Here is a 24,287-nt window from a genome sequence, read left to right on the forward strand (position 1 = left end):
ACTGACCACTGTACGGGCGAAGCATTCGGGCGACTAATTATCAATTTTTATCTAAGGCTATTTTCCGAATGCTTCGCCCCTACGACTACTGACTGTTGTTGTAACCAATCGGCATTATCATTTTTGAAGGGAGATAAAGCCCGGAGACGGTCAACAATTTCCGGCATTACAGCTATTACTTGATCAATTTCCGCTTCTGTTGTGTAGCGAGAAAGACTGAAGCGAATTGAACCATGTAAAGTCGTGTAGGGTAAACCCATAGCTCGTAAAACATGAGAAGGTTCAAGAGAACCAGAAGTACAAGCAGAACCAGAAGAAGCACAAATACCGTACTTATTTAAAGAGAGCAAAATTGCTTCACCTTCAATATATTTGAAACCGATATTTGTAGTATTTGGCAATCTATTTTTGATATCACCATTTACTTCACAATCGGAAATTTTAGCCAGAAGAGTTTGTTCCAAATAATCACGCAACTTTCTTTCTTTAGTAGTTGCCTGTTCTATATGTAGCTTTTCCAATTCCGCAGCTTTGCCCAAAGCAATAATTCCGGGAACGTTCTCTGTACCTGCTCTGCGTCCCCGTTCTTGGTGTCCACCAACTAATAAAGGACGGAATCGAACTCCACGTCTAACATACAAAGCACCAATACCTTTAGGAGCATGAATTTTGTGACCAGATATAGTTAACATATCTATGGTGCTGGTCTTCATATTCAAGGGTATTTTGCCTACCGCTTGCACTGCATCAACGTGGAAGATTGCTCCATATTCTTTAACCATAGCACCAATTTCTTCAATTGGAAAAATAGTGCCGGTTTCATTATTGGCATACATCATTGTCACCAATGCAGTGTTACCAGTTAGAGAAGCTTCTAACTCGTTCAAATCCATTTGTCCCTTAGCATTTACTGACAAATAGGTAACTTGATAACCTTTAGATTCTAATTGTTTGCAGACATTTAAAACTGCTGGATGTTCTACTTGGGAAGTGATGATGTGACGTTTTTCGGGTTGAGCTAATAATGCAGCATGAATAGCAGCATTATCACCTTCAGTTCCGCAACTGGTAAAAATAATTTCTGATTCTTCTGCTCCAAGTAAAGCAGCAACTTGTTCTCTGGCTGTTTTTACAGCTTTACCAAGTTGTCCACCAAAACTGTGCATACTAGAAGGATTGGCATAGTAGTCCGTCAAATAAGGCATCATTGCCTCTACAACTTGAGGATCTATTTTAGTGGTGGCATTATTATCAAGATAGATGCAATTATTTTGCATGGTTTTCTCTATAAAAGTATAAAGTGGTAAAGAAGGAGTCAGGGGGAGAGGGGCAGGGGAGCAGGGGAGCAGAGGGGCAGAGGGGCAGGGGAGAATATTTATCTTTCCTATTTCCTATTAACTGTCACCTGTCACCTGTCCCCTGTCACCTATATAACTACTTGTCCTTGATGCTTTTGCAACTGTTCGGAGAACTTCTGAGAATAAGAGTTATACCAATTTTCCCAGTAGTCTTGTTTTTTTGTTAACTTTGCTAAGACACGGTTGTAATTAGCAAACCAACTTTCCCAATAATCACTAGGTTGTTTAACGCAACCATTAGCAGTAGGACAACTGGCTTTACATTGAGGTACAGTGTGAATACTACCAGCGCAGTTTGTGCAAAGTTTAGAGTCAATCCAGTAATTACCGTCACCTTCTTTAATTGCACCGGTAGGACAAACAGATAAACACAACTTGCAGGAAATACACTGGCTAGTAATTTTGTAAGCCATGATTATTTACCTTGGTGTGAATTGGTGAATTGGTAACAGGTAATTGGTGATTGGTGATTGGAAAATATTACCCATTACCAATTACCTTTTACCCATTAGCCTTAACATATTCCTCGTAAAATTCTAAAGCAACCTTTTCAATTACGTCGTAGGCTTCAACAGTTTGGATTCCTGCTGCTTCTAATTTTTCTTTGGGACAATTGCCTATTTTCGATACTAAGACTGCTTTACAATCTGCGATCGCTTTCATTATATTGTCTGCGGTAGCTTCTTCGCTGTAACCACCTTGACAGTATTGATCAATCTTCCGATGACTGATAAAGCGCACTTCATTACCATCAACTTCATAAATTTGAAATTCTTTGGCGTGTCCGAAGTGTTGGTTAACTAATCCACCGCCTTTTGTCGCTACTGCAACTAGGATTTTAGGTTTGTTTTGTAGAGATTTACCATCATTATTCTCTACAGAATTGGCTTTAGCTTTGTCTTTGGCTGCCTTAATTTCTTCTCTAAATTTCTCAATACCTTCGTGAACTTCTTGACGGGTTTCAAAGTTATATTCTGGAGCCATTTCCATGAATTTATCTTTAGTAAATTCTTGGCTACGATCTTCTCCTAATAATCCTACCGCATCGGCTCGACACTGGCGACAGTGGCGCATCATTTTCATGTTACCAGAGCAATTGTCTTGGACTTCTTTCAGTTCTTTTCCTGTTGGTCCACGTTGACCAGTTAAACCAAAATGAGTACCATGTTCTGGTGCAGAAATCAGCGGCATGATGTTGTGTAAGAATGCTCCTCTTTCACGAATAGCCTTGTTAACTTCTACCAAATGTTGATCATTAACTCCAGGAATCATCACGGAATTAACTTTGCATAAGATATCAGCTTCTTTGAGAGCTTGCAATCCTTCTAACTGCTTTTCTAGAAGAATTTTTGCTCCTTCAACCCCTCTATAACGTTTGCGTTTATAGTGAACCCAAGAATAGATTTGTGCGCCTATTTCGGGGTCAATGGTATTAAGGGTGATAGTAACGTGATCTATATTTAATTGTTTGATGCGATCGATATATTCGGTGAGCATCAAACCGTTAGTTGATAAGCACAATTTAATATCTGGTGCTTTGTCTGCAATTAATTCAAAAGTCCGAAAAGTTTTTTCTGGATTAGCCAAAGGATCACCAGGACCAGCAACTCCTAATACAGTCATTTGGGGAATTTTTCCGGCAATTACTAACACTTTATGTGCAGCTTCTTCCGGTGTGAGCAGTTCACTCACTACTCCAGGACGACTTTCGTTAGCGCAGTCATACTTGCGGTTACAATAGTTACATTGAATATTGCAAGCTGGAGCAACAGCAACGTGCATCCGTGCATAGTGATGATGAGCCTCTTCACTATAACAAGGGTGTTTAGAAATGCGTTCTATGAGTTTTTCATCCATTTCTGGAGTTGTGCTGCTGTCGCAACCACAAGCAGCAGATGTAGCCGGGCTGATAATGATATCCTGATTTTCGGAGGTGAGAATGTCTATAGCAGGTAGTGTCATTGAATTTCGCAAGTTCGGTGGACTAGAGGGCCACTGTGGGAGATGCTGTTACTACTGCCAATGTCTGGAAATTGAATAAGCTGTATACAGCCGTAACTTCAATTTACTTGGACATGGTGCTATCTCATCCCTCCACTCACTTTTGGCTGCTAACTTTGTTAAGGAGCGTTAAGTGATTGGCGATAAATGATTTATAGCAGTCCGTTCTTTAGCCGTTGCTGGGTTTATCTAGGATAGAACTTATTGGATTTATTAGTTTTGTACTCAAATTCTAAAATCCTTGTATTGCAACCATAAAAAAATTAAAAAAACTTTTTTTGGGTAGGGGTACGAGTATTTATAGTGAGGGGTACTAGTATTTATAGTGAGGGGTTCAGGATTTCTTTGTACTCATCTAAAACTCAATACCTGTCAGGATTTGAGCTATATTTTCATCGGGTTTTTCTAATATTCAACTGTACTCAAGTTTCCCGCAAATTCTCCTGAAAACTCTGGTTTGTCAGGGATTTAAGGGTAAAAAACTGGAGTAGAATCAACCTGATTACTCCAGATACGTGCGAAATTCAATTCTGTATACAACCTATCATTTATTTTTCGCATAAAAATGCAATTTATCTTTTCTTAATTTTTCTATTTTTCATGATACAAAACATAGCTAGATCCTGACTATATCAGGAATGTAGCATTGAAAAAACATCTATCTTAATGCAGATCATTTTCAAAAGATTTAATTGTTTTATCATTATTTCTTGATGATTATTGATAATTTTGTTAACCATGAACTTTCAATTATCATTACACTATAACTATGACGAACAAATCGAATTAGGGAAAATGTGATGAAAGCTGTTGTTATCCATCGTTATGGCTCTCCTGAAGTTTTGCAATATGAAGAGGTGGAACAACCAAAAATTAAGCCTGAGCAATTACTTGTCAAAGTTCATGCTAGTAGTGTTAATCCCATTGATTGGAAAACCCGCAAAGGGATGTTGAGTATATTAACAGGAAACAAATTTCCGCTGATTTTGGGTTTTGATGTGGCTGGGGAGGTGGTGGAAGTTGGTTCGCAAGTAACGCGCTTTCAGGTAGGTGATGCTATTTATGGCAGCACTAACTTTCCTGGTGGTGCTTATGCCGAATTTGCAGTTGTTCCCGAAAATTTAGCTGCTCCCAAACCCACAAATCTGACTTATGAAGAAGCCGCAACTGTTCCTTTAGCGGCGCTAACGGCTCTTCAAGCCCTGCGAGACTTGGGTAATCTCAAATCAGGTCAATCGGTATTGATTAATGGGGCTTCGGGCGGTGTGGGCGTTTTTGCTGTGCAAATTGCTAAGGCTTTGGGGGCTGAGGTGACTGGTGTTTGCAGTGCTAAAAATTTGGATTTGGTGAAGTCTCTGAATGCAGATTTAGTTATTGACTATACTATACAGGATTTTACAGAAGGTAATGTGCAGTACGATATCATTTTTGATGTAGTTGCTAAAAGAGAATTTTCTGAATGCAGAAAGGTTTTAAAGCCCAATGGGGTTTTTATTTCTACTTTACCTACCCCAGATGTAATTTTGCAGATTATTTTAACGGCGGTTTTTCCGGGACAAAAGGTAAAATTTGTCTTAGAAAGACCTAATAGCCAGGATTTGCTGTATTTGCAAAAGTTAATTGAAACAGGTAAAATGCGGACTGTAGTTGATCGCACATATCCATTACAAGAATTAATTGCTGCTCATCAGTATAGTGAAAGTGAACGAGCTATGGGTAAAATTGCGATCGCTGTAAATACAGTATTTACCCGCATTTAATTGTACTGCATTTAACCTATTTCTGATTCTCTTTCTCCAGCTATATCTCACTCACGACTGTTGACGCAGTTGCAAATTTTAATGGCAAAGATAATACATAACGATATCCTGATTCTGGTGAACCTTGAATAGAAATTTGTCCATTATGCAATTCTGCTAAATGACAACTCAACAATAGTCCTAGTTTTTCACGTGACATATTAGCCGCTAATTTTTCAGTTTTTTCAACTAAACAATCACCTAACATATCTGAGTAAGAATCAGGAACTTTTTGGGGATTTTCTGACTGCATATCATCATTGCTATACTCATCTACCACAGCTACCATTTGCGAGGAATTGAGGTAAAAGTAAGCATCACAGTCAGTAATACCATCTCCTAACCAAGGATGAGATACCCAAACTGTCACACATAAAGTATCTTCTTTATATGTAACGTGAATTCTGACTATGCTACCCATAGCAGAAATTTGAATGACACTAAAAATCAAATTATATAAAATTTGTCGTACTTTATCTTTATCTAAAGATAAGAAGCGATTACGCCCTGGTTCTATAGATAGGCGAATATTTTGATCCCGACGAGTAGCTAGTTCTTCTAAAGTATTGATAACTTGTTTACACAGCATTTCAATATCTACAGGAACTAAATTTATGACATGGGAATTTTGATTTGTTGCGTCTAATTCGGTAATTTCATTGACTAGAGAAAGTAAATATTTGCCACTATGTTGGATGATTTCTAAATATTCTTTTTGTTTAGTTGTCAGTGGTCCATAAATTTCTCTTCCTAATACACCAGCCATTCCTAATATAGATGTTAATGGTGTCCGTAATTCTTGAGTTAGCTGGCTGAGAAGTTCTAATTGAATTTGTTTAGTTAAGTCTAAGTCTGCTTCTACATGAGTCGCAGCAACTTTTAAGTCAATTGTTTGTGCTTCTAAAAGTGAAAAATTTGAATTAGGTTTAACGGTTCTTGGTTCTGAGTTATCTTTTAATAAGCGGTTGCGCTCAAATTCACTCATACTCCAACGCGCAATTATTTGTAAAAATTCAATATCACGAGTTGTAAAATTACGAGGCTGTCTATCCATGACTGCTAATGTACCCAAACAATTACCTGCTGCATCAATTAGAGGCGCTCCCAAGTAAGTACGAATACCATAATCACGAACTAATTTACTTTCTTGAATGAATGAATTTGTGTCAAGATTTGTATCATTAATGACTAAAACTTGTGATGTTTCTACTACTTGAGTACAAAATGATTCCTGGCGCAAAAGTTGGCGGTTGCGAGCTAAGTCATTCATTAATCCTAGCCGTGATAAGCCCACCGCTGATTTGAACCAATGAAGTTTTTGGTCAATAAATCCTAAAATAGAAATTTCTACACCTAAAAAGTGAGCAGCCGTTTGGGTAGCTTCTTCAAACACCGGAATCATTTCTGATTGTCGCAGCCCCAGACTTGTCAGTGCTTGAAGACGTTGTTGTTCTTTTGGGGTGACGGAATTCCAATTATGTTGGGGCGCAAATAATTTATTTTCTGAATCTACCATTGTCATTATTACCTTGATAACTGCTGGCTTGATGAGGCAAATAACCATGAGAGGTTATCCTGTCCTTTTTTTAAGCATTCCCTAATTGTGCCTAGAATCAATACTTTGGGAGAAAAAATTTTTGTTCTGACAACCTCAAGGATAATTACAGTGATTTTCGGGTAAATTCACCACATTTTATATCTCACGCAAAGGCGCAAAGACGCAAAGGAAGAAAGGAATAGAAAAATTAGCGTGTGGTACAAATACATGAAAACTACTGTAATCACAAATTATAAATAACGAACTAGGATTTGATATAATTATCAGTATCAATAACTAGGAGGTATCTCAGTTATTCTACTTATTGAATAATGAGAACAGAATTGCTGATCAAAAATATCTAAACCCCTTCCAAGTTGAAATCCATAGTTTTTTCTATGGCGAAAACTCAAGTTTTCAAGATGGATGAGGTTTAAAGCTAAATTCTGCCTTAAATTCCCCTAGTACAGATTGGCGTAAATAAACCAACTATTCCAAATCTCTGAAAAGCTCATGCTGTATTCATTTTGATTTTTGACTTTTGACTTTTGACTTCCGCCTTGCGGTACTAGTGTCCCACAATTTGGGAAACTCGAATACTGTTATAGTTTTTTAGGCTACTCAATCACTAAGCAAATGACTGTAAAAATTCCTTTTGTTGATTTGAAATTTCAACACCAGCCAATTCAATCTCAACTGCACCAAGCAATAGAGAATGTATTGACAAAGGGTGATTTTATTTTAGGACAAGCAGTATCAGATTTTGAGACAGCCTTCGCAACGGCTTCCGGGACAAAATATGGGGTTGGGGTAGCATCAGGAACAGATGCGATCGCTCTGGGGTTAGAAGCCTGTAATATTGGCATAGGTGATGAAGTCATTTTACCGGCCAATACCTTTGTTGCTACATTGATAGGCGTACTAAAAACCGGAGCAAAGCCGATTTTAGTAGATTGTGACCCCAAAACAGCCTTAATTGATTTAGAAGCCGCTGCAAAAGCCGTAACACCCCAAACCAAAGCCATTATTCCCGTCCACCTGTATGGACAAATGGTATCACCCAGCCAGCTATTAGATTTTGCCAATACCCATCAAGTCATCATTTTTGAAGATGCAGCCCAAGCACACTTAGCAGAAAGAGAAGGATACAAAGCCGGCTCAGTAGGGAAAGCAGCAGCCTTTAGTTTTTATCCCAGCAAGAATTTAGGCGCTTTGGGAGATGGGGGAATATTGGTGACAGCAGATGCAGATATAGCCACAAAAATGCGTCGCTTACGAAATTATGGTTCATCTCAAAAGTACGTGCATCTAGAACCGGGAACTAATAGCCGTTTGGACACCTTACAAGCAGCGATATTACAACAAAAATTACCCTATTTAGAGCAATGGAATAGCGATCGCTTGACTATCGCCCAAGAGTATAATCAAAAACTAGCCCCTTTAGCCTCTCTTGGTATTCTGCCCATAGAAAATCAAAGTAGTACAGGTCATGTTTATCATCTTTATGTCATCAATATAGATCAATCTTGTCCTGTAACCCGCGCACAAATACAAACACAATTAACAACAGCCGGGATTCAAACAGGAATTCATTACCCAATTCCCTGTCATCTCCAACCAGCATTTACATATTTAGGTTATCAAAATGGAGACTTTCCCCATTCAGAACAGCTATCTACACAAATATTATCCTTACCCATGTACCCTGGTTTGAATAGCAATCAAATCACAGAAGTTGTCTCTACTATAGCCATCCTATTTGATCTATAGAATAGGGACTAGAAAGAGGCTGGAGAAAGGGGGACAGGATCACATTTTTTGTCAATTATCAATTATCAATATGACATTTCCACAACAGTTAAAAAAACCAACCAAGAACAACTTCTCACCTTCGGAATTATAGGCATTTTAATCTTACTTTATGCGCCCATCTTACTACATTGGGTAGATGGTTGGTTACACAAAAGCATTAGTATCGAACACGAATATTTTAGTCATGGTATTATCGGTTTACCATTTGCATTTTATCTAAGTTGGTTAAATCGAAAAAAATGGCAACGGCTTCCAGATCATAGCAATCCTTTGGGGTTGTTTCTATTAATAGTAGGGATGGTTTTTTATTTAAGTGGTGTAACGGAATGGGTTAATCTTTCCCTACCAGTTATACTGACGGGAATATGCTTATGGCTAAAAGGCCGCCCCGGTTTAAAATTACAAGGGTTTTCCCTAATCTTAGTATTTCTTGCTACTCCTACAGCCATACCATATATCATCACTCCCTACACATTTCCTCTACAAAGTTTTATTGCCGGAACAGCCGCATTTATTCTCAATCAAATGGGTATGGATGTAACTGTAAATGGTATAAATATATATGTTGGTGGCAGAATTGTCGAAGTTGCGCCCTATTGTGCCGGCTTGAAAATGTTATTAACAACCTTCTACGTCAGCTTAATGTTACTTTATTGGACCGAAACTTTATCTTCTCGCCGCATCAGTGCCATATTTTTATCTGTTGCTATGCTTATTAGTGTAATTGCTAATATTATTCGCAACACTTTCCTGACATTTTTCCACGGTACAGGTAATGAAGGCGCTTTTGTCTGGCTTCATGATAGTTGGGGCGGCGACCTATATTCAGCTTGTATGCTGTTATTGTTAATACCTATACTCAATGGCATGAATACCTATTTTATGGGAGAAGAACTGGAAACAAGTGAATAAGGTGAGCAGGGGAGCAGGGGTGCAGGGGAGTAGGGGAGCAGGGGAGTAGGGGAGTAGGGGAGTAGGGGCGCAGAAATAAGTTTCCCAATTCCCAATTCCCAATTCCCAATCACCAATCACTAATCACCAATCACCTGACTAGCAATTTGCTTTACTATATGATTTCCTTATCTAAATTACTCAAACAACAATGGTATCAAGTGATTGTAGTAGTCTTACTATTATTACTGTTAGCCCTGGGAGCATTTCCTGGATACATAACAGGAAAATGGCAATGGAAACAGCCACCACCAATTACTAACCTCCAGAAGTTGCAAAATATCCGCAAAGTGGGATTAAGTATTCCAGGGTGGCCAACTATTGAACAATCTCAACAACAACTTGGTACACATAAATGGTCTTGGCAGCGCATCAAGAAGCAAGGAACTTCTACCGAAGCGATCTTACTTTTACTACCGCAAAACGGACCAAAAGATCAACCAGAAGTAGAATGGACAGAAATAAATAACTGGGGAAGATGGGATATAGCTCAAGATCGTTCTGGTGAATTTACTGTTAATATAACTTCAAATGAAGATACAAATACTACATTTAAAGTAACGGCTAATTTTTTTCGTGCTGTCACCCCACAGCAAACCTTCGCTGTTTTACAATGGTATGCAATGCCGAACGCAGGTAATCCATCACCGTTAAATTGGTTTTTTGCCGATCAAGTGGCACAATGGCAGCATCGCCGTATTTATTGGGTGGCTGTTACTATTTTGCTACCAATTGAGCCTTTAGGAGAGGTGGAAACATCTTGGACTGAGGTTCAGTCACTAGGTCAGATTGTCCAACAAGCTTTAATCACAGAGGTTTTATAAATTTCACTTTTTAATATCTTTCCTAAGTACATCAGGAAAAACCTTATTCTTCCTCGTTGTCTCCTGAATGGGCGCAGACCCTGCGCCCCTACCTCCTGTGTCCTTATGGCTAACCCTACTTATTGAGCCGATACAAAAATATCTTGTAACAATACTCAATCTAATATGCGTAAATTTAGTCTCCTATTTTTAATCAGTGTTCAAATAACAACATCATTTCATCCTGTCATAGCGCAGAATTTACCACCTTCGCAATCGTTACCTTCACCACCTGAGAATGCTGAGATGACATCTACAGCTACCACAAGTAACGAAATTTCACCACAATTTAGTAATTATCTTTTATCCACAGGAGATACAATTCTTGTTTCCGTACAGCGTCCTCCTGGAATATACCGTTTAGGTATTGGTGATTCCATTAGTTTGAATGTGCAGCGTTTTCCAGATTTAAGCTTTCAAGCATCTATTAATCCAGAAGGTAATATTATTGTTCCATTATTAGGAGTAGTTCCTTTGCAAGGGTTAACTTTGCTAGAAGCAGAAGCAAAACTTCGCACTCAATTAGATCGTTATATTATTAATCCCATTACAGTTTTATCACTGGTAGGACAACGGCCAGACTCTAGTTTTTCTGCCCCCATTGGCATAGATGGTAATATTATTGTGCCACAAGTAGGAAAAATCTCCGTACAAGGTTTGAGTTTGGAAGAAGCACAGGCAAAAATTCGCTTGGCTTTAGAGAAAGTTGCACCTAATCAAATTGTCGAGGTGTCTTTGTCGGGAATGCGTCCTGTGCAATTGACTATTACGGGTGAAGTATTTCGACCAGGAATATATTCTGCATCAACGGCTATGCCCAGAATTACTGATATCTTACCATTGGCTGGTGGTTCTACGCTGAAGGCAGATTTGCGGCAAGTACAAGTCCGTCGTCAATTAACTGATGGTTCGATTATTTCACAAAACATTAATTTATATGCTGCTTTGCAAAATGGTGTATCAGCACCTAATTTACGTCTGCAAGATGGTGATGCCATTATTGTGCCACAACGGGAAGTTGGTACGGATGAAGGTTATGATCGAAATTTAATTGCCCGTTCAACTTTGGCTGTTCCGCAAATTAGAGTGCGGGTGTTAAACTATGCAGCGGGAGGAATTGCGATTCAATCTCTTCCGAATGGAAGTACGTTTATAGATGCTTTAGGGGGTATTCGTCTCGATACTGCTAATATTCGTGATATTGCTGTAGTTCGTTTTGATCCGGAACAAGGTAAAGCTGTTACTCAAAGACTAGATGCGAAAAAAGCCCTTGCGGGTGATGCTTCCCAAAATGTGGCACTACAAGACAATGATGTAATTGTTGTTGGTCGCAATTTAGTCGGGAAAGTTACTAATTTACTCAATACTATTACTCAACCTTTCTTTAATGTTCAGTCTTTTCTCCGTTTTTTCCAAAACTTTGGCAGTGGTTTATTCGGTGGTACAGAAAATTAAAGAACCGAGAAAAAGAATCTTTTGACTAAGTTTCCATGAAGTTTTCTCATTTTAAATTATAAATTATTATGACTCCACCAATTGTTAAACGCTATCTTATTGCTTTTGAAAAGTATAAATGGATTGGATTAGCAGGTTTTAGTTTAGCTGTAATTGGTTCAACGGTAGTGGCAATGTTACCTGATCCACCACCAGTATATATAGCCACAGGGGAGTTAAATTACACTGGTCCAACTGTATCTTTTTCTCAGACTGGTAGTGAGATACAACAGCAGGGAAGAGAATTAACAAATGCCACTTTATTATCGAATCCAGTAATTGAAGCGGTAGCAGCAAAGATGAGGATAAAACCAACAACTATTGCTAAAAATATCTCGATCAAAATGCCTGGTAAAGATAAGTTGGGAAAACCAACGTCTACAACTATAATCTTGGGCTATCAAGATCAAGATGGTAATAGAGCTAGGGACGTCTTGCTGGGATTAATGCAAGAAATGGTGAAGCTAAGTGGAGAAATTAATACTAGTAGATTAACCGCGATTATTGAAAAACTAAATGAGCGTTTACCACAGATTAAAAAATCGCTACAAATAGCCGAGCAGAAATTAGAAAAATACGATCGCTTGGAACGTCCAGCAATTTTAGCGGCAGAAAATGGCAGTTTATTGTCTGGGATTACATCTAGTCTCAATCAGCAACGGCAAATTAGATTCGCTATTGCTGGAATTAAAGCTCAAATTAATTCTTTGGAACGGAAATTAGGGTTGGGGGTAAATCAGGCTTATGTGGCTTCTGCTTTGAGTGCTGATCCGATTATTGCGAATTTGCGATCGCAAATTTATCAAGTTGAATCACAAATTGCTTTTCTGAGAAAGGATTTACGACCCCAACACCCAACTATGGTGCAATTACAGCGTCAGAAAGCAGCCTCGGAAGAGTTATTACAAGCACGAGCTTATGAGGTGTTGGGTGGTGCAGGTATGGCTGCTCCTCTTCAAGGTGATTTGACCGGGATTCGGACTCAAAGTAGCTTAGATCCAACCAGACAGGGGTTAGCTAACCAAATGGTAGCCTTGCAAACTCAACAGGAAACACTGGAACAACAACTTAATCAGCAGATCCAACAAGAGGCTAAATTACGTCAAGAGTATGCTGTGATTCCCAACAAGCAATTAGAGCGATCGCGTTTAGAACAAGCAGTTGCACTCGAAAAAGCTATATATAACCAAATTCAAGCCAAGCTCACAGATGCTAAAACCGCAGAAGCAGAAACTGTATCTAGTCTGAGTATTTCTAGTCCTCCCATCAGTGAAGCTAAAGCAGTTAAACCCAAAAATATACCTGTGACTATAGCTATTGGCTCTTTTATGGGTCTTGTTGTTGGTGGTGGAGTCATCTTTTTATTAGGTTCTCTAGAAGGAATTTTCAAAACCAGAGAAGATATCCGCGACAGTCTCAAGGAACGAGAGGTGGCACTATTGGGAGAATTGCCCATCATGCCCTTAGATGATTTCCATACAGATGGTGTCCCAGTAATTCTGGACTCCGATTCTCCCTATTTGGAGTTTTATGAAAGATTCCGTAGTAATTTGCGCCGTATTGGTGGAAAAGACTTTAAAGTATTATTGATTACTAGCATTAGTAGTCGAGAAGGGAAAACAGTTAGTGCTTATAACTTAGGCATTGCTTCTGCTAGGGCTGGGAAAAGAACCTTGATTATTGAAACCGATTTGCGATCGCCATCCCGTGCTGCTTTCTTAAATGTCAATCTTGACGAAGATACTGCCCTTGAACCACTACAGTATTACTCCAACTTGAGTGAATGTATCCGCATAGTTCCAGACATAGAAAATTTATACATTATTCCTAGTGCTGGACCGGTTCTTCACTCCGCCGCAATTATCGAATCTAGTGAAATCAAACGACTCATGGAAGATGTCCGAGAACGTTATGATTTAGTAATCTTAGATACTAGCAGTCTCAGTTTTTCCAATGATCCCCTATTACTTCAGTCCTATAGTGATGGAATGGTGTTAGTAACACGACCAAACTATACACAAGAAAATTTACTGGGTGAAACCATTGATCAATTAATGAACTATGAAATTAATCTCTTAGGAGCAATTATTAATGCCGCCGATATCCCTGTACAAATTGCTGAACCAGTTTTTGAACCATTAGAAGATATCATCATCCCCACACAAGATGCAGAATTAGAAATTGTCCCATCCCCAGAAGTCCCAATTGCTGCACACAGAAAGTAGGTGAGCGTTAAAATAAGGCAGGGGGCAGGGTGCAGATATTTTCAACTAACAACTAACAACTGACAACTGACAACTGACAACTGACAACTGACTAATCCCCAATTCCCTAATCTCGATTACCGATGGCAAAAATCATGCCCGCAACAAAGCCGCCAAGATGCGCCCAGTAGGCAACTCCTCCAGTTTCTACACTCATATTAGCGGCCGCTTGCAGACTGGCAACACCGGAGATGAGATTCTGAATAAAGAAAATGCCAATCATGATTATGGCCGGAATATTGATTGTAGTCACGAAAAAACCTAAGAAGACTAAAGAGGTAATTCTGGCTTGGGGAAACCAGATTAAGTAAGCACCTAAAACTCCAGCAATTGCTCCACTTGCTCCCAAAGAAGGAATACTAGAATTAATCGCAATAAACCATTGACACAGAGCAGCTAAAGCACCACAAATCAGATAAAATATCAGATATTTTAAATGCCCTAAACGGTCTTCAATATTGTTACCAAAAACCCAAAGATAGACCATATTAGAAATTAAATGCCACCAACCCCCATGTAAAAATTGCGAGGTAAATAAGGTGGTCCACTCACTAGCAACATTGGTTGTTAATTCTTGCGGTATTACAGCATACAATTGGAAAAATTGCTCTAGTTGTGCATTTGATAAGCTAACTTCATGGAGAAAAATAAGAACGTTCATCCCAATCAACCCATAAGTTAAAAATGGGGTGCTTCGGGTGGGGTTTTCATCATAGAGGGGAAACACAAATGTTGTTCCTAATCATCATTAATAACAATATAACGCTTAATAGCTGAGTCTTATTTAATTTTGCCAAAAAACTACCTATATAGTTACCTATTCCCTATTCCCTGTTCCCTATTTTCTATTTACAAAAGATTTGCCGATTCATATAGTCTTCTGAGTATGGCTGTAATCTTTGTACCATAATCTAAATCAGCCGACCAACGTCCAGATAATTGATGTACTGAAGGAGCAACACCTCTGGTAACAAAACGAAATCTAGGATCTACTTCTTGTTGTACCAAAGGTTCTAAACTGGCATAGGCTTTTAAATGTTGAATATGCGCTCTCACCCCAATTCTGCCGCTAGGAAATGATGCTCCTTCTGCACCACCACCAACTCCACCTAAGCCGGCAAAGTTGTTTTGTTGGGGTTGAATATCAGTACCAAAACGTAAAAATCCAGTTTCTAAACACATTTGCGAAAAAGCTAAATCATGATTTACTCCCTCAAGAGTTGCTTCTTCTCGATAGAATTTAGGAAGTTCAGGAAACTGTGTCAGAGCAGCTTCATTATTATTTTTCAAAAATATTTGTAGTTCTAATTCTGATGTATTCCCATTAGAAATAATTTGTTCAATTTGTCCGGGACAAACTGCTAAAATTGAACGTAATTTAACAGTCCGGGTGGCACTATCCCAAGCAATAGAAACATTATAATTGCGGAGATCAACTGCTTTGATATAAACGATTTGACGATAATTAACACGCACTAGATTAGCAACTTTGGTGATGTCAACGCGCAACCGATCTACTAAATCAATGGGGATATAAGCATTACCATTAATTAATGCTCCTTGTTCGGGATAATTTTGTCCATTGATGTTGATATTAATATTAGGATAACTGACTACTGGAGTTGGTTGATCAGGGTTATTTGCCTGATTCCAAGCAGTAATTCCTTCAGTAATACCGATCGCCAAATCACGACGACGATTTTGGAGTAAAGCTCGATCTTCTGGATTGCTAATAAAACCTACTTGCATTAATAAAGCCGCGATCTTTGTTTGCCGACAAAATTGTAAACTACCTAAACCACTATCGGTATCTGGCTTAACTCCACGATTTGGTAACTGCGGAACTCGTCCCAAAAGTCCCATCAATACCGTTTCGGCATTTTTTTTTCGTTGGTCATTACCAGCAATATAAAACACACTAGCTCCACGGACAGAGGGACTACTAGCAGCATCAGCATGAATTTCCAAAGTTATATCCAGGGAACGAGCGCGAGAGTTAATCCAAACTATCGTTTGAGCAGCACTCAAATCATCAGGAACAGCTAAAACTTCCAAGTTACGGGTGCGGAGTTCTGTGACTATCAAATCCCTTAGAAAAATCATTTCCTTGGCTTCCGTTGTTCCACCTGCGATCGCACCAGGGTCATTCCTACCCGCTTCAGTGCCTCCATGCGCCGCCGAAATAAAAATACGTCCCATTTTTACCTATTTCCGTTGTTAAGTCCCAGCAATTGCAATTTTATCTATGATTTTGGATCTAGAAACAAGAATTTGAGAAAATTTATGCCCAGTCACCTAAAATTAGGAAGTTGAGATTACTAATCCTATTTACCGCGTTATTTTATAATTAACTTCAGCAAATTAACTTTACTCCCAACTAAATTGAATGACACGATTTATCCATGACCAATTTGCCAAAGACTATCTTGAGGAATTACTAAAACCTTTTGGAAAAGTTGAAGCACCGAGTCGCGTATCGGGAGAAGCTAGGGAAATTGACGTTTCATTTTCTCCATTTTCTGTACAAAATGCTAATATAAGAGTATTAGGATTATTAGGGACAATAGCCGCTACACCTGCTATATTTGAACCATTTCGGAATCCCGCATCTAAAGAAGAGATATGTAGTTGCATATTAAAATTATTAGAAATTAGAGGTGCATTTCAACGACAAGCAAATCGCCAAAAAACCACAGTTACAGAATTAGATATTCCCAAACTATGGATTATTACCCCAACCGCATCTACAAAACTATTATCAGGATTTGGTACAATTCAAAAGGTAGATTGGTTGCCTGGAGTACATTTTTTACCTGATTCTTTAGGGACAGCCATCATTGTTGTGCATCAATTACCCAGCACTGAAGAAACTCTGTGGTTAAGAGTTCTGGGACGTGAAACCGTGCAAAGACAAGCGGTTGATGAATTGGCAGCACTACCGACAAGTCACCCATTTAAAAAAGTGATGCTAGAATTACTATACAATTTCCAGCAGAACTTGAGAGCCAATCAAAATCTAGAACCAGATGATAGGGAGTTGATTATGCGATTAGCACCACTGTACCAGCAAGACCGGGAAAAAGCTATTCAAGAAGGAGAAGAAAGAGGACTACAGCAAGGAGAACAGCGCGTAATTATCCGCCAACTAAATCGTCGAATTGGAGAACTTTCTTCATCTTTAGTTGTACAAATTCAAGGATTATCTTTAGAACAATTGGATTTATTAGGAGAAGCATTATTAGATTTTTCAGAAGTAGCTGATTTAGAAACCTGGTTAAAACAATTATAAGTATTAATCTCTAATGCAAATTCCCCGCTTACATCCAGACACTATTGAAGAAGTTAAACTCCGGGCTGATATTGTTGATGTGGTTTCGGAGTATGTGGTCTTGCGGAAACGGGGAAAAGATTTTGTGGGTTTATGTCCTTTTCATGATGAGAAAAGCCCCAGTTTTACCGTCAGTCCTAATAAGCAAATGTATTATTGCTTTGGCTGTTTAGCAGCGGGGAATGCAATTAAGTTTGTGATGGATTTGGGAAAACGCCAATTTGCTGATGTGGTACTAGATTTAGCAAAACGTTATCAAGTTCCTGTTAAAACTTTAGAACCTGAACAAAGGCAAGAATTTCAACGACAGATATCTCTACGTGAACAATTATATACTGTTTTAGCTTCCGCTGCTCAATTTTATCAACACACCTTAAGACAATCTCAAGGACAAAAAGCCCTAGAATATTTAGAACAAAGTCGTCAATTTCAACAATCAACAATTCAACAATTTGGGTTAGGTTATGCACCACCTGGATGGGAAACACTTTACCGTTATTTAGTAGAAAGTAAACATCATCCTGTGCAATTGGTAGAACAAGCGGGATTAATTAAACCCCGAAAAGAAGGGGGAGGATATTATGATGTTTTCCGCGATCGCTTAATGATTCCCATTCGTGATATTCAAGGTAGAGTAATTGCTTTTGGTGGTAGAACTTTAACCGATGAACAGCCTAAATATCTCAATTCTCCAGAAACAGAACTGTTTAGTAAAGGGAAAACCTTATTCGCTTTAGATGAAGCCAAAGACGGTATTTCTAAAGTAGATCAAGCTGTAGTTGTAGAGGGGTATTTTGATGCGATCGCTCTCCATACAGCAGGAATTAATAATGCTGTTGCTTCCCTGGGTACAGCTTTAAGCATAGAACAAGTACGGCTACTATTACGTTACACTGAATCCAAACAATTAATCCTTAATTTTGATGCAGATAAAGCCGGAATAAACGCCGCAGAAAGAGCAATTGGTGAGATTGCCACCTTGGCATATAAAGGGGAAGTACAATTAAAAATCCTCAATTTACCTAATGGTAAAGATGCTGACGAATATCTACATAGTCATACTTCAGCAGATTATCAACAACTATTAATAAATGCACCACTTTGGCTAGATTGGCAAATTCATAAAATTATTGAAAATCGAGACTTAAAACAAGCCACCGACTTTCAACAAGTCACCCAACAAATAGTTAAATTATTACAAAATATAGATAATAGTGATACACTTAATTATTATGTTTCCTACTGTGCAGAAATCCTAAGTTTAGGAGATACTCGACTCATACCTTTAAGAGTTGAAAATCTTTTAACTCAAATTAAACCTAGTAGTATAAAATCCTTAAATTCTCGCACAAGTAAACCACCAAAGCTATCTTTAGTAACCACAGAACGCAGTTTACTAGAACGAGCCGAAGCATTATTATTAATCATCTATTTGCATTCTTCTGAACAGCGACAAACAATTATTGATGATTTAGAAACCCGCAATTTAGAATTTAGTCTTTCTCATCATCGCTTTTTATGGCAACAAATTGCCGAATTTACAATTGATGAAGTTGATTTAATTTCTAGTGTGCAAAATAGATATTTAGAATTAGCAGAAGAGTTAGAAGTAGTTTCTCATTTATTTCATCTCAATGAAAAAAATAAAACAGAAATCTTGCGAACTCCCCACGTTATCCAAGCAGCATTAGCTTGTATGGAAAGAGTATTCCGAGAAAAACGCTATCGTTACTTTATGGAACAATGGGAGAAAATAGATCCAGAAGCTGAACCAGAAAAAGATAAATATTATGTTGAAGCCATATATATAGAAAAAATCCATTTACAAGACCTTGAAAAACAGCGACAATTTTCTATAACTGACTTAATTTAAACTATTTATATAGGTTGGGTTGACGCAAGGAAACCCAACATTTTCGGAACTTTGTTGGGTTGCGCTGTCGCTTAACCCAACCTACATTACTACGCTATCAGACATTATTCATTTGCTTGTTTCAAAATACGATCATAGAGTTTCTCACCAACTCTAAAAGTTGTTTGAGAAATTAAATCATCCATTAATGATTTGACATTACTGATTAATCCTCTTTTCTTAGCAATTAAAAGCATACCTAATATGCCTGTTAAAGACAATCCTAATTTTACTGCTTCTCGTCTTCCTAACCTTTCATCAATTAATAGTTGATTGGCATTTAATTCTACAGCTAATATAATAGCTTCAGCTTCTCCTTGATCTAAATTTAAATCTAATTTTCTGACTGATTGCTTATTAATAACACTTTTTATTTCTATCCAATTTGCATTTTTTAGGGCGTTATTAACTTTTTCTCCTGCTCTAATATCAGTTAATTCATTATATACTGCTTGTGGGATGATCACTTGACCATAAATATATTCAAGCAAAGACAATTGATTAATCTTTGCTAAACTGCTAATTGGCGAAGTATTACTAACAACAATCATAGCCAACCTGTAGATTGAAGAGTTTTAATATCTTCTTCAAATTCTTCAACATCATAGTGCATAGAAATATTGCGTTTTGCAAGTAATTCTTGAAACTCTACATAATTCATTTCAGCGATTTTACTAGCCTTACCCAGACTAACCCTTTCTTGTAAAAATAGCATAATTGCAATTTCTACTAATAATTCACTCCCTGTCATTCCGCTAGAATTTAGCACCTCATCAGAAATAGTTAAACTCATAATTTCATCTCCTTACAAACAGCAAATTTTATACAAAATAAGCCCTGAAACTTTCCCAAATTCCACTATTTTGATAAATCAACAAGAGTATTCCCTAACTATTATAAACGATAACTTTACCTATTTTTCTATCCTGAGAAACCTAATTTTTAAATTCCGTAGGTTGGGTTGACGTAAGGAAACCCAACATTTAAATAATTGTCAGAATCAGGTGGTTATCGAGTTTCGACTCCGCTCAACTACCGCGGAGTCGAGATAATTTACAGAATTTAAGGATTTACAGGATTTTTTTTCATCATGATCTAGAGTATTTTATCATTTAAATAATTGTCAGAATCAGGTTATTATCATTTTCAGAATTAGAACAATAACATACAGCACTTCCCGGTGTTAGGAGGTACACTTCTACCCGTCACGATGCCCACACCACAAGAGTTTAATAATTTAAGTTTGTATCTCAAAAGAGTGGAATCTGCTGTAATTTCGGAATTATCATAAATATTTAATCTCTTAATCCTGAAAATCCTAAAATCCTGGATATCCTAATTCAGACATCTATTTAATTTCTTAATCCTGAAAATCCTAAAATCCTGGATATCCTAATTCAGACATCTATTTAATTTCTTAATCCTGAAAATCCTAAAATCCTGGAAATCCTGATTCAGACATATTATCTAGAAATCGGCATTCTTGGAGGTGCTGTTTTCCACATTAAATCAATTTCTTCAGGTGTAAGTTGATAAGCTTGATTAACCAAATCAGAAAGACGATGTTCTAAACTTAAAACTTCATTTTTACGACTTTGAATTTCTGGAACATAATCATTATGAGCCTTACGTAAAGCCGTAAAAGCTGGTATACTTAAAGGATCTGAAGATTTTTTAGCAGTTTTTGATTTTGGCATTCTTTTTCTAACTTCTTCTACAAAATCTGCAAATTCCAAAGTTGCGAAATCTTCTAGTTTATTTCCCAGTTTCTCAATTTTGTATTCTATTTGCAACCAATCTAATACTTCTTTATAAACTTGTCCGTTGATTTTGGTAATCTCAATTAACCGCGTGACAATTGCTTCTACTTCTGCGCGAATTTCTGCTGTAGTTTGTGCAATAGGTAGAGTTTCCATTAACTCACCAACAGGTGTTAAAGCATCATCTTTCATGTGTGATAAAAATCGCCAATTATACCACCATATAAGAGGAGAATTGAGAACTCCGAGAATATATAAATCACCTTTCGGCAAAATAAAACCTTTATTATTTGTAAAAAAACCATCACTATCATAACTGTAAGCTGGATGAAATTGGATTTCCTGATAAATAAGTTTAGGTTGTTCAAAAAGATGATAAAATGTTGGTGATGCTTGCCATTGCCACCATAACTGTTTACCTGCTCTAGCTTCTAACTTATTTTTATAAATTTCTAAATGTTGTTTAATAATAGGATATCGTTCTATATCTATATCTTTGTGTCCAAAAATTATCCAAAGTTTATCCCATTCAGGAATCCATCTTTTAATATCCTGTCCTCTTAATAATGGTTTGATAATTTCTGATGATTTTGGGTCAGATTGAATTAACTTATGCTTAGTAGCTTCATCTATTATAAAAGCTTCATTAAAACCTGTCTTTATTCCATAACAAGGTTTAACTCCAGCAAACTCCTTTAACGGAACTCCTACCCGTTGAATTTTCCGCATTAAATCATCAACCGCAGGAGGTTCTAAACTCCAAGCATTAGCAGTAAAACGCGACCAAGGAATAGTATAACTGTTTTGTGGATTCTGCACATATTGAGAGAGGTTAATATTTTTCAACTCCTCACGGGGAACAGAACAAACTAAAACCAATTTTTTCCCATTCTCTGTATTGAAAACTTCAGATTTCCTCGCTGCGATAATACAGGGAAAAGTATCAGCGTCTTCAAAAATTGGTGCGTGTCCAAAATCAATAATTTGTTCAAACACACTTTCTTGAGAAAAGAACCGACGCAAAGGTTCACCATAACCAGAACGCAACCATTTATTAGTCACAATATAAGAAAGAGTTCCTGCCGGTTTGAGAAGATTTAAACCCTTCTCATAGAAATAAATATAAATATCTGCAACTCCATCATAAGTTTGATAACTTTTCTGTAAATAAGGCTTAAATGGTGATAACAACTCCTGACGAATATAAGGAGGATTTCCAATTACCACATCAAAACCACCCTCAGCAAAAACTTGAGAAAATTCACTTTCCCAAATAAAAGGTAAATCTGTAAATTCTAAATCAGCAACTATAGAATTACCAATTTTAATATTATCATCCAAATAAGTTAAAGCTTTTCCCTGAGTTGCAGTTTTTAACCACAAAGATAACTTAGTAATTTCTACCGACTCAGGAGATAAATCCACACCAAATAAATTATTACTGAGAATAGTTTTATCTAATTCAATCTTTACTGTAGTTTGATGTTTCAGAAATTGCAAATTATCATTAACTCGTTGATACTGACTTGCAAAATAATCAAAAGCCGCAATTAAAAACGCACCAGAACCACAAGCAGGATCAACAACTCGCGTTTTTACTAATACTTCATCTCGGTAACTTTCCCAAAATTGAATTTCTTTTTTTTGGTGTTGTGCTGTATTTACAAATTCCTCTAATTTAAACTTTTCTCTTAATTCATCTTCGCGTTTTTGCAAATATCCACCAATTGCAACTTCAACAATATATTGAGTAATATAAGCAGGAGTGTAAAATACTCCTAACTTTTTCCGTTTACCTTGTTTCTTATCAAATTCCTGTTTAGCAACATCCGCTTTTAATTCTTCTAAATCTGTAATTGACTGTTCAAAAATTCGCCCTAAAATATCTACAGAAACTTCCGAATCAAAATCAAAGCGCGTCAGTTGTTTAAGTTGATTACATAAAGGATCTGGAATATTTAATTGTTCATCTAGAATTGGATCATGTTTAAATAAACCACCATTGTAACCCGGAATTGGTGGATCTTCATTACCTTGGTCAACCCAACGAAAAACAGCTTTATAATTTTCCCAAATTGGTCGAGGATTATAAGCGTCTTTACTATCATGGGCTTTAGTAATTGTCTTTTCTGGTAATAGTCTTCTACTTTCACAAAAAGCAATAAATAAAATTCTGTCTAAAGTCTTTTGTGCTTTCTCAATTAATACTTGATCACGATTAGGAATATCTAATGAAGCAAAAAAACGAAAATGTTTAACGATATTTAATCTTATTTGTTTATATTCTTTATAAAGTTCTTTAGTAATGTCCTCTTGTGCTTCCTCAGAAGTCGCTAATAACCTATCAATTGTAGATATATCTTTAACTGGTAAAAAGCTTTTCCGACAAAGCAGAAAATAAAATCTTTTAAAATCCTCTAAATTTGCCAAATCAACTAATAAAAACTTTTCATAATAAGCCGGAGTCTTATTAGTATGATATAATCGCAACTCTCGATAATTAGAAATAATAATCCAATGACAATCAGGAGTATAATTAGCATAGCGCCAACCCTGATCAACTGCGGATTCTTTTCTCCCTGGTGCGGGTCTATCTAAATCATCTTTTGTCCCTTTTAATTCAATTGGTGCAACAACTTTACCCTGTAATTTTACCTTACCTTTATTATTTTCCGTTGCGGTGAAAAATCCCAAAGCAGCATCAGCAGTACCCCCACCGTCAGCAATAGTTTGTTCTGCATGAATTTCCCAAACTTTCCCACCACCTGCAATAATGGAAGAATAACCTAAAACGTCTTGAAATACATCTTTGAGAAAATCACCATGTAAAGAAACCTCTTTTATTTGGTTAAGAGTACCTGAATTAAACCCACATTCCGCAGATGTAACTCAGATTATTGATATTTTTGAAAAATCCCAGCCAGGAAAATTTTATTTACCTAATTTTTCTGGTTGAGTTTAACTTTATCTACCAAAAAATAGAGAATATTACCGAAATTAATTTCGCTAGGTTTTAAAATAGATTCTCTCTCTCAATTAAAATAGTCATTTCGGCTTAAATAAACATGACAATTACAGCAAAAAATATTTTCACTCTTTGCTAAAAATTTCTATTTACTAATTTTATCGATCACTATCTACATCTTTTTTGGTCTAATAAACTCTCATCAAATAATTAGATAATATTTACTACAACTCCTTCCTAAAT

The 24,287-nt window shown here is 37.1% G+C and carries 17 protein-coding genes; 8 read left to right on the top strand and 9 right to left on the bottom strand.

Annotation, left to right across the window (positions count from 1 at the left end):
* Positions 1-47 precede the first annotated feature (47 nt).
* The 3 genes from nifS to nifB form a co-directional block, all read right to left on the bottom strand.
* Complete coding sequence (gene nifS / locus FJR38_RS25225; RefSeq protein WP_168498181.1) at positions 48-1,277, bottom strand: cysteine desulfurase NifS; 1,230 nt, start codon at positions 1,275-1,277, stop codon at positions 48-50.
* Positions 1,278-1,426: 149 nt separating this feature from the next.
* Positions 1,427-1,771, bottom strand: a complete 345-nt coding sequence (locus FJR38_RS25230; RefSeq protein WP_168498183.1) for a DUF362 domain-containing protein — start codon at positions 1,769-1,771, stop codon at positions 1,427-1,429.
* 88 nt (positions 1,772-1,859) lie between these two features.
* Positions 1,860-3,320, bottom strand: coding sequence for a nitrogenase cofactor biosynthesis protein NifB (gene nifB, locus FJR38_RS25235; RefSeq protein ID WP_168498185.1), 1,461 nt, complete (start codon positions 3,318-3,320; stop codon positions 1,860-1,862).
* Between the two features lie 839 nt (positions 3,321-4,159).
* Here nifB and FJR38_RS25240 point away from each other — a divergent pair.
* Positions 4,160-5,119: an NAD(P)-dependent alcohol dehydrogenase gene (locus FJR38_RS25240; protein WP_168498187.1), complete on the top strand. Its 960-nt coding sequence runs from the start codon at positions 4,160-4,162 to the stop codon at positions 5,117-5,119.
* Positions 5,120-5,159: 40 nt separating this feature from the next.
* On the opposite strand, the gene FJR38_RS25245 is transcribed toward FJR38_RS25240, so the two are convergent.
* On the bottom strand, positions 5,160-6,674 hold the full coding sequence (locus FJR38_RS25245; RefSeq protein WP_168498189.1) for a GAF domain-containing sensor histidine kinase: 1,515 nt from the start codon (positions 6,672-6,674) through the stop codon (positions 5,160-5,162).
* 657 nt (positions 6,675-7,331) lie between these two features.
* Between FJR38_RS25245 and FJR38_RS25250 the strand changes: the two genes are divergently transcribed.
* The 5 genes from FJR38_RS25250 (at position 7,332) to FJR38_RS25270 (ending at position 14,040) form a co-directional block, all read left to right on the top strand.
* Positions 7,332-8,465 (top strand): DegT/DnrJ/EryC1/StrS aminotransferase family protein, encoded by a 1,134-nt coding sequence (locus tag FJR38_RS25250; protein ID WP_168540140.1) that lies wholly within the window; start codon positions 7,332-7,334, stop codon positions 8,463-8,465.
* 48 nt (positions 8,466-8,513) lie between these two features.
* A complete protein-coding gene (crtB, locus tag FJR38_RS25255) occupies positions 8,514-9,419 on the top strand; it encodes a cyanoexosortase B (protein ID WP_174764126.1) in 906 nt (301 codons plus the stop codon).
* 158 nt (positions 9,420-9,577) lie between these two features.
* Entirely contained in the window at positions 9,578-10,282 is a 705-nt protein-coding gene (locus FJR38_RS25260; RefSeq protein WP_168498195.1) for a cyanoexosortase B system-associated protein, read from the top strand.
* Positions 10,283-10,447: 165 nt separating this feature from the next.
* Positions 10,448-11,776 (top strand): polysaccharide biosynthesis/export family protein, encoded by a 1,329-nt coding sequence (locus tag FJR38_RS25265; protein WP_168498197.1) that lies wholly within the window; start codon positions 10,448-10,450, stop codon positions 11,774-11,776.
* 68 nt (positions 11,777-11,844) lie between these two features.
* Positions 11,845-14,040, top strand: a complete 2,196-nt coding sequence (locus FJR38_RS25270) for a tyrosine-protein kinase domain-containing protein (RefSeq protein ID WP_168540142.1) — start codon at positions 11,845-11,847, stop codon at positions 14,038-14,040.
* A 106-nt stretch (positions 14,041-14,146) separates the two neighbouring features.
* On the opposite strand, the gene FJR38_RS25275 is transcribed toward FJR38_RS25270, so the two are convergent.
* Positions 14,147-14,806, bottom strand: coding sequence for a rhomboid family intramembrane serine protease (locus FJR38_RS25275; protein ID WP_168540144.1), 660 nt, complete (start codon positions 14,804-14,806; stop codon positions 14,147-14,149).
* Between the two features lie 122 nt (positions 14,807-14,928).
* The gene (locus tag FJR38_RS25280) at positions 14,929-16,278 is read right to left on the bottom strand and encodes an N-acetylmuramoyl-L-alanine amidase (RefSeq protein WP_168540146.1); all 1,350 of its coding nucleotides are present in this window, start codon (positions 16,276-16,278) and stop codon (positions 14,929-14,931) included.
* 187 nt (positions 16,279-16,465) lie between these two features.
* On the opposite strand from FJR38_RS25280, the gene FJR38_RS25285 reads away from it, so the two are divergent.
* Both FJR38_RS25285 and dnaG read left to right on the top strand, forming a co-directional pair.
* Positions 16,466-17,368 (top strand): DUF4351 domain-containing protein, encoded by a 903-nt coding sequence (locus FJR38_RS25285; protein ID WP_168540148.1) that lies wholly within the window; start codon positions 16,466-16,468, stop codon positions 17,366-17,368.
* A gap of 13 nt (positions 17,369-17,381) precedes the next feature.
* Positions 17,382-19,280, top strand: a complete 1,899-nt coding sequence (dnaG, locus tag FJR38_RS25290; RefSeq protein ID WP_168540150.1) for a DNA primase — start codon at positions 17,382-17,384, stop codon at positions 19,278-19,280.
* A gap of 104 nt (positions 19,281-19,384) precedes the next feature.
* On the opposite strand, the gene FJR38_RS25295 is transcribed toward dnaG, so the two are convergent.
* The 3 genes from FJR38_RS25295 to FJR38_RS25305 all read right to left on the bottom strand — a co-directional run bounded on the left by FJR38_RS25295 (position 19,385) and on the right by FJR38_RS25305 (position 23,773).
* Complete coding sequence (locus tag FJR38_RS25295) at positions 19,385-19,870, bottom strand: DUF3368 domain-containing protein (protein WP_168498209.1); 486 nt, start codon at positions 19,868-19,870, stop codon at positions 19,385-19,387.
* Positions 19,867-20,112, bottom strand: a complete 246-nt coding sequence (locus tag FJR38_RS25300) for a UPF0175 family protein (RefSeq protein ID WP_168498211.1) — start codon at positions 20,110-20,112, stop codon at positions 19,867-19,869. Before FJR38_RS25300 ends, FJR38_RS25295 begins: the two co-directional genes overlap by 4 nt.
* A 670-nt stretch (positions 20,113-20,782) precedes the next feature.
* Positions 20,783-23,773 carry an Eco57I restriction-modification methylase domain-containing protein gene (locus FJR38_RS25305; RefSeq protein WP_254449558.1) on the bottom strand — a complete coding sequence of 997 codons (2,991 nt, stop codon included), beginning with the start codon at positions 23,771-23,773 and terminating at the stop codon, positions 20,783-20,785.
* Between the last annotated feature and the right edge of the window lie 514 nt (positions 23,774-24,287).

The organism is Anabaena sp. UHCC 0253 (assembly GCF_009712085.1).
Taxonomy (GTDB): Bacteria; Cyanobacteriota; Cyanobacteriia; order Cyanobacteriales; family Nostocaceae; genus Dolichospermum.

What these genes read in the sequence shown, in the direction of transcription:
- nifS (WP_168498181.1), bottom strand. Translation starts at nt 1,277, where the DNA reads ATGCAAAATAATTGCATCTATCTTGATAATAATGCCACCACTAAAATA.
- FJR38_RS25230 (WP_168498183.1), bottom strand. Translation starts at nt 1,771, where the DNA reads ATGGCTTACAAAATTACTAGCCAGTGTATTTCCTGCAAGTTGTGTTTA.
- nifB (WP_168498185.1), bottom strand. Translation starts at nt 3,320, where the DNA reads ATGACACTACCTGCTATAGACATTCTCACCTCCGAAAATCAGGATATC.
- FJR38_RS25240 (WP_168498187.1), top strand. Translation starts at nt 4,160, where the DNA reads ATGAAAGCTGTTGTTATCCATCGTTATGGCTCTCCTGAAGTTTTGCAA.
- FJR38_RS25245 (WP_168498189.1), bottom strand. Translation starts at nt 6,674, where the DNA reads ATGGTAGATTCAGAAAATAAATTATTTGCGCCCCAACATAATTGGAAT.
- FJR38_RS25250 (WP_168540140.1), top strand. Translation starts at nt 7,332, where the DNA reads ATGACTGTAAAAATTCCTTTTGTTGATTTGAAATTTCAACACCAGCCA.
- FJR38_RS25260 (WP_168498195.1), top strand. Translation starts at nt 9,578, where the DNA reads ATGATTTCCTTATCTAAATTACTCAAACAACAATGGTATCAAGTGATT.
- FJR38_RS25265 (WP_168498197.1), top strand. Translation starts at nt 10,448, where the DNA reads ATGCGTAAATTTAGTCTCCTATTTTTAATCAGTGTTCAAATAACAACA.
- FJR38_RS25270 (WP_168540142.1), top strand. Translation starts at nt 11,845, where the DNA reads ATGACTCCACCAATTGTTAAACGCTATCTTATTGCTTTTGAAAAGTAT.
- FJR38_RS25280 (WP_168540146.1), bottom strand. Translation starts at nt 16,278, where the DNA reads ATGGGACGTATTTTTATTTCGGCGGCGCATGGAGGCACTGAAGCGGGT.
- FJR38_RS25285 (WP_168540148.1), top strand. Translation starts at nt 16,466, where the DNA reads ATGACACGATTTATCCATGACCAATTTGCCAAAGACTATCTTGAGGAA.
- dnaG (WP_168540150.1), top strand. Translation starts at nt 17,382, where the DNA reads ATGCAAATTCCCCGCTTACATCCAGACACTATTGAAGAAGTTAAACTC.
- FJR38_RS25295 (WP_168498209.1), bottom strand. Translation starts at nt 19,870, where the DNA reads ATGATTGTTGTTAGTAATACTTCGCCAATTAGCAGTTTAGCAAAGATT.
- FJR38_RS25300 (WP_168498211.1), bottom strand. Translation starts at nt 20,112, where the DNA reads ATGAGTTTAACTATTTCTGATGAGGTGCTAAATTCTAGCGGAATGACA.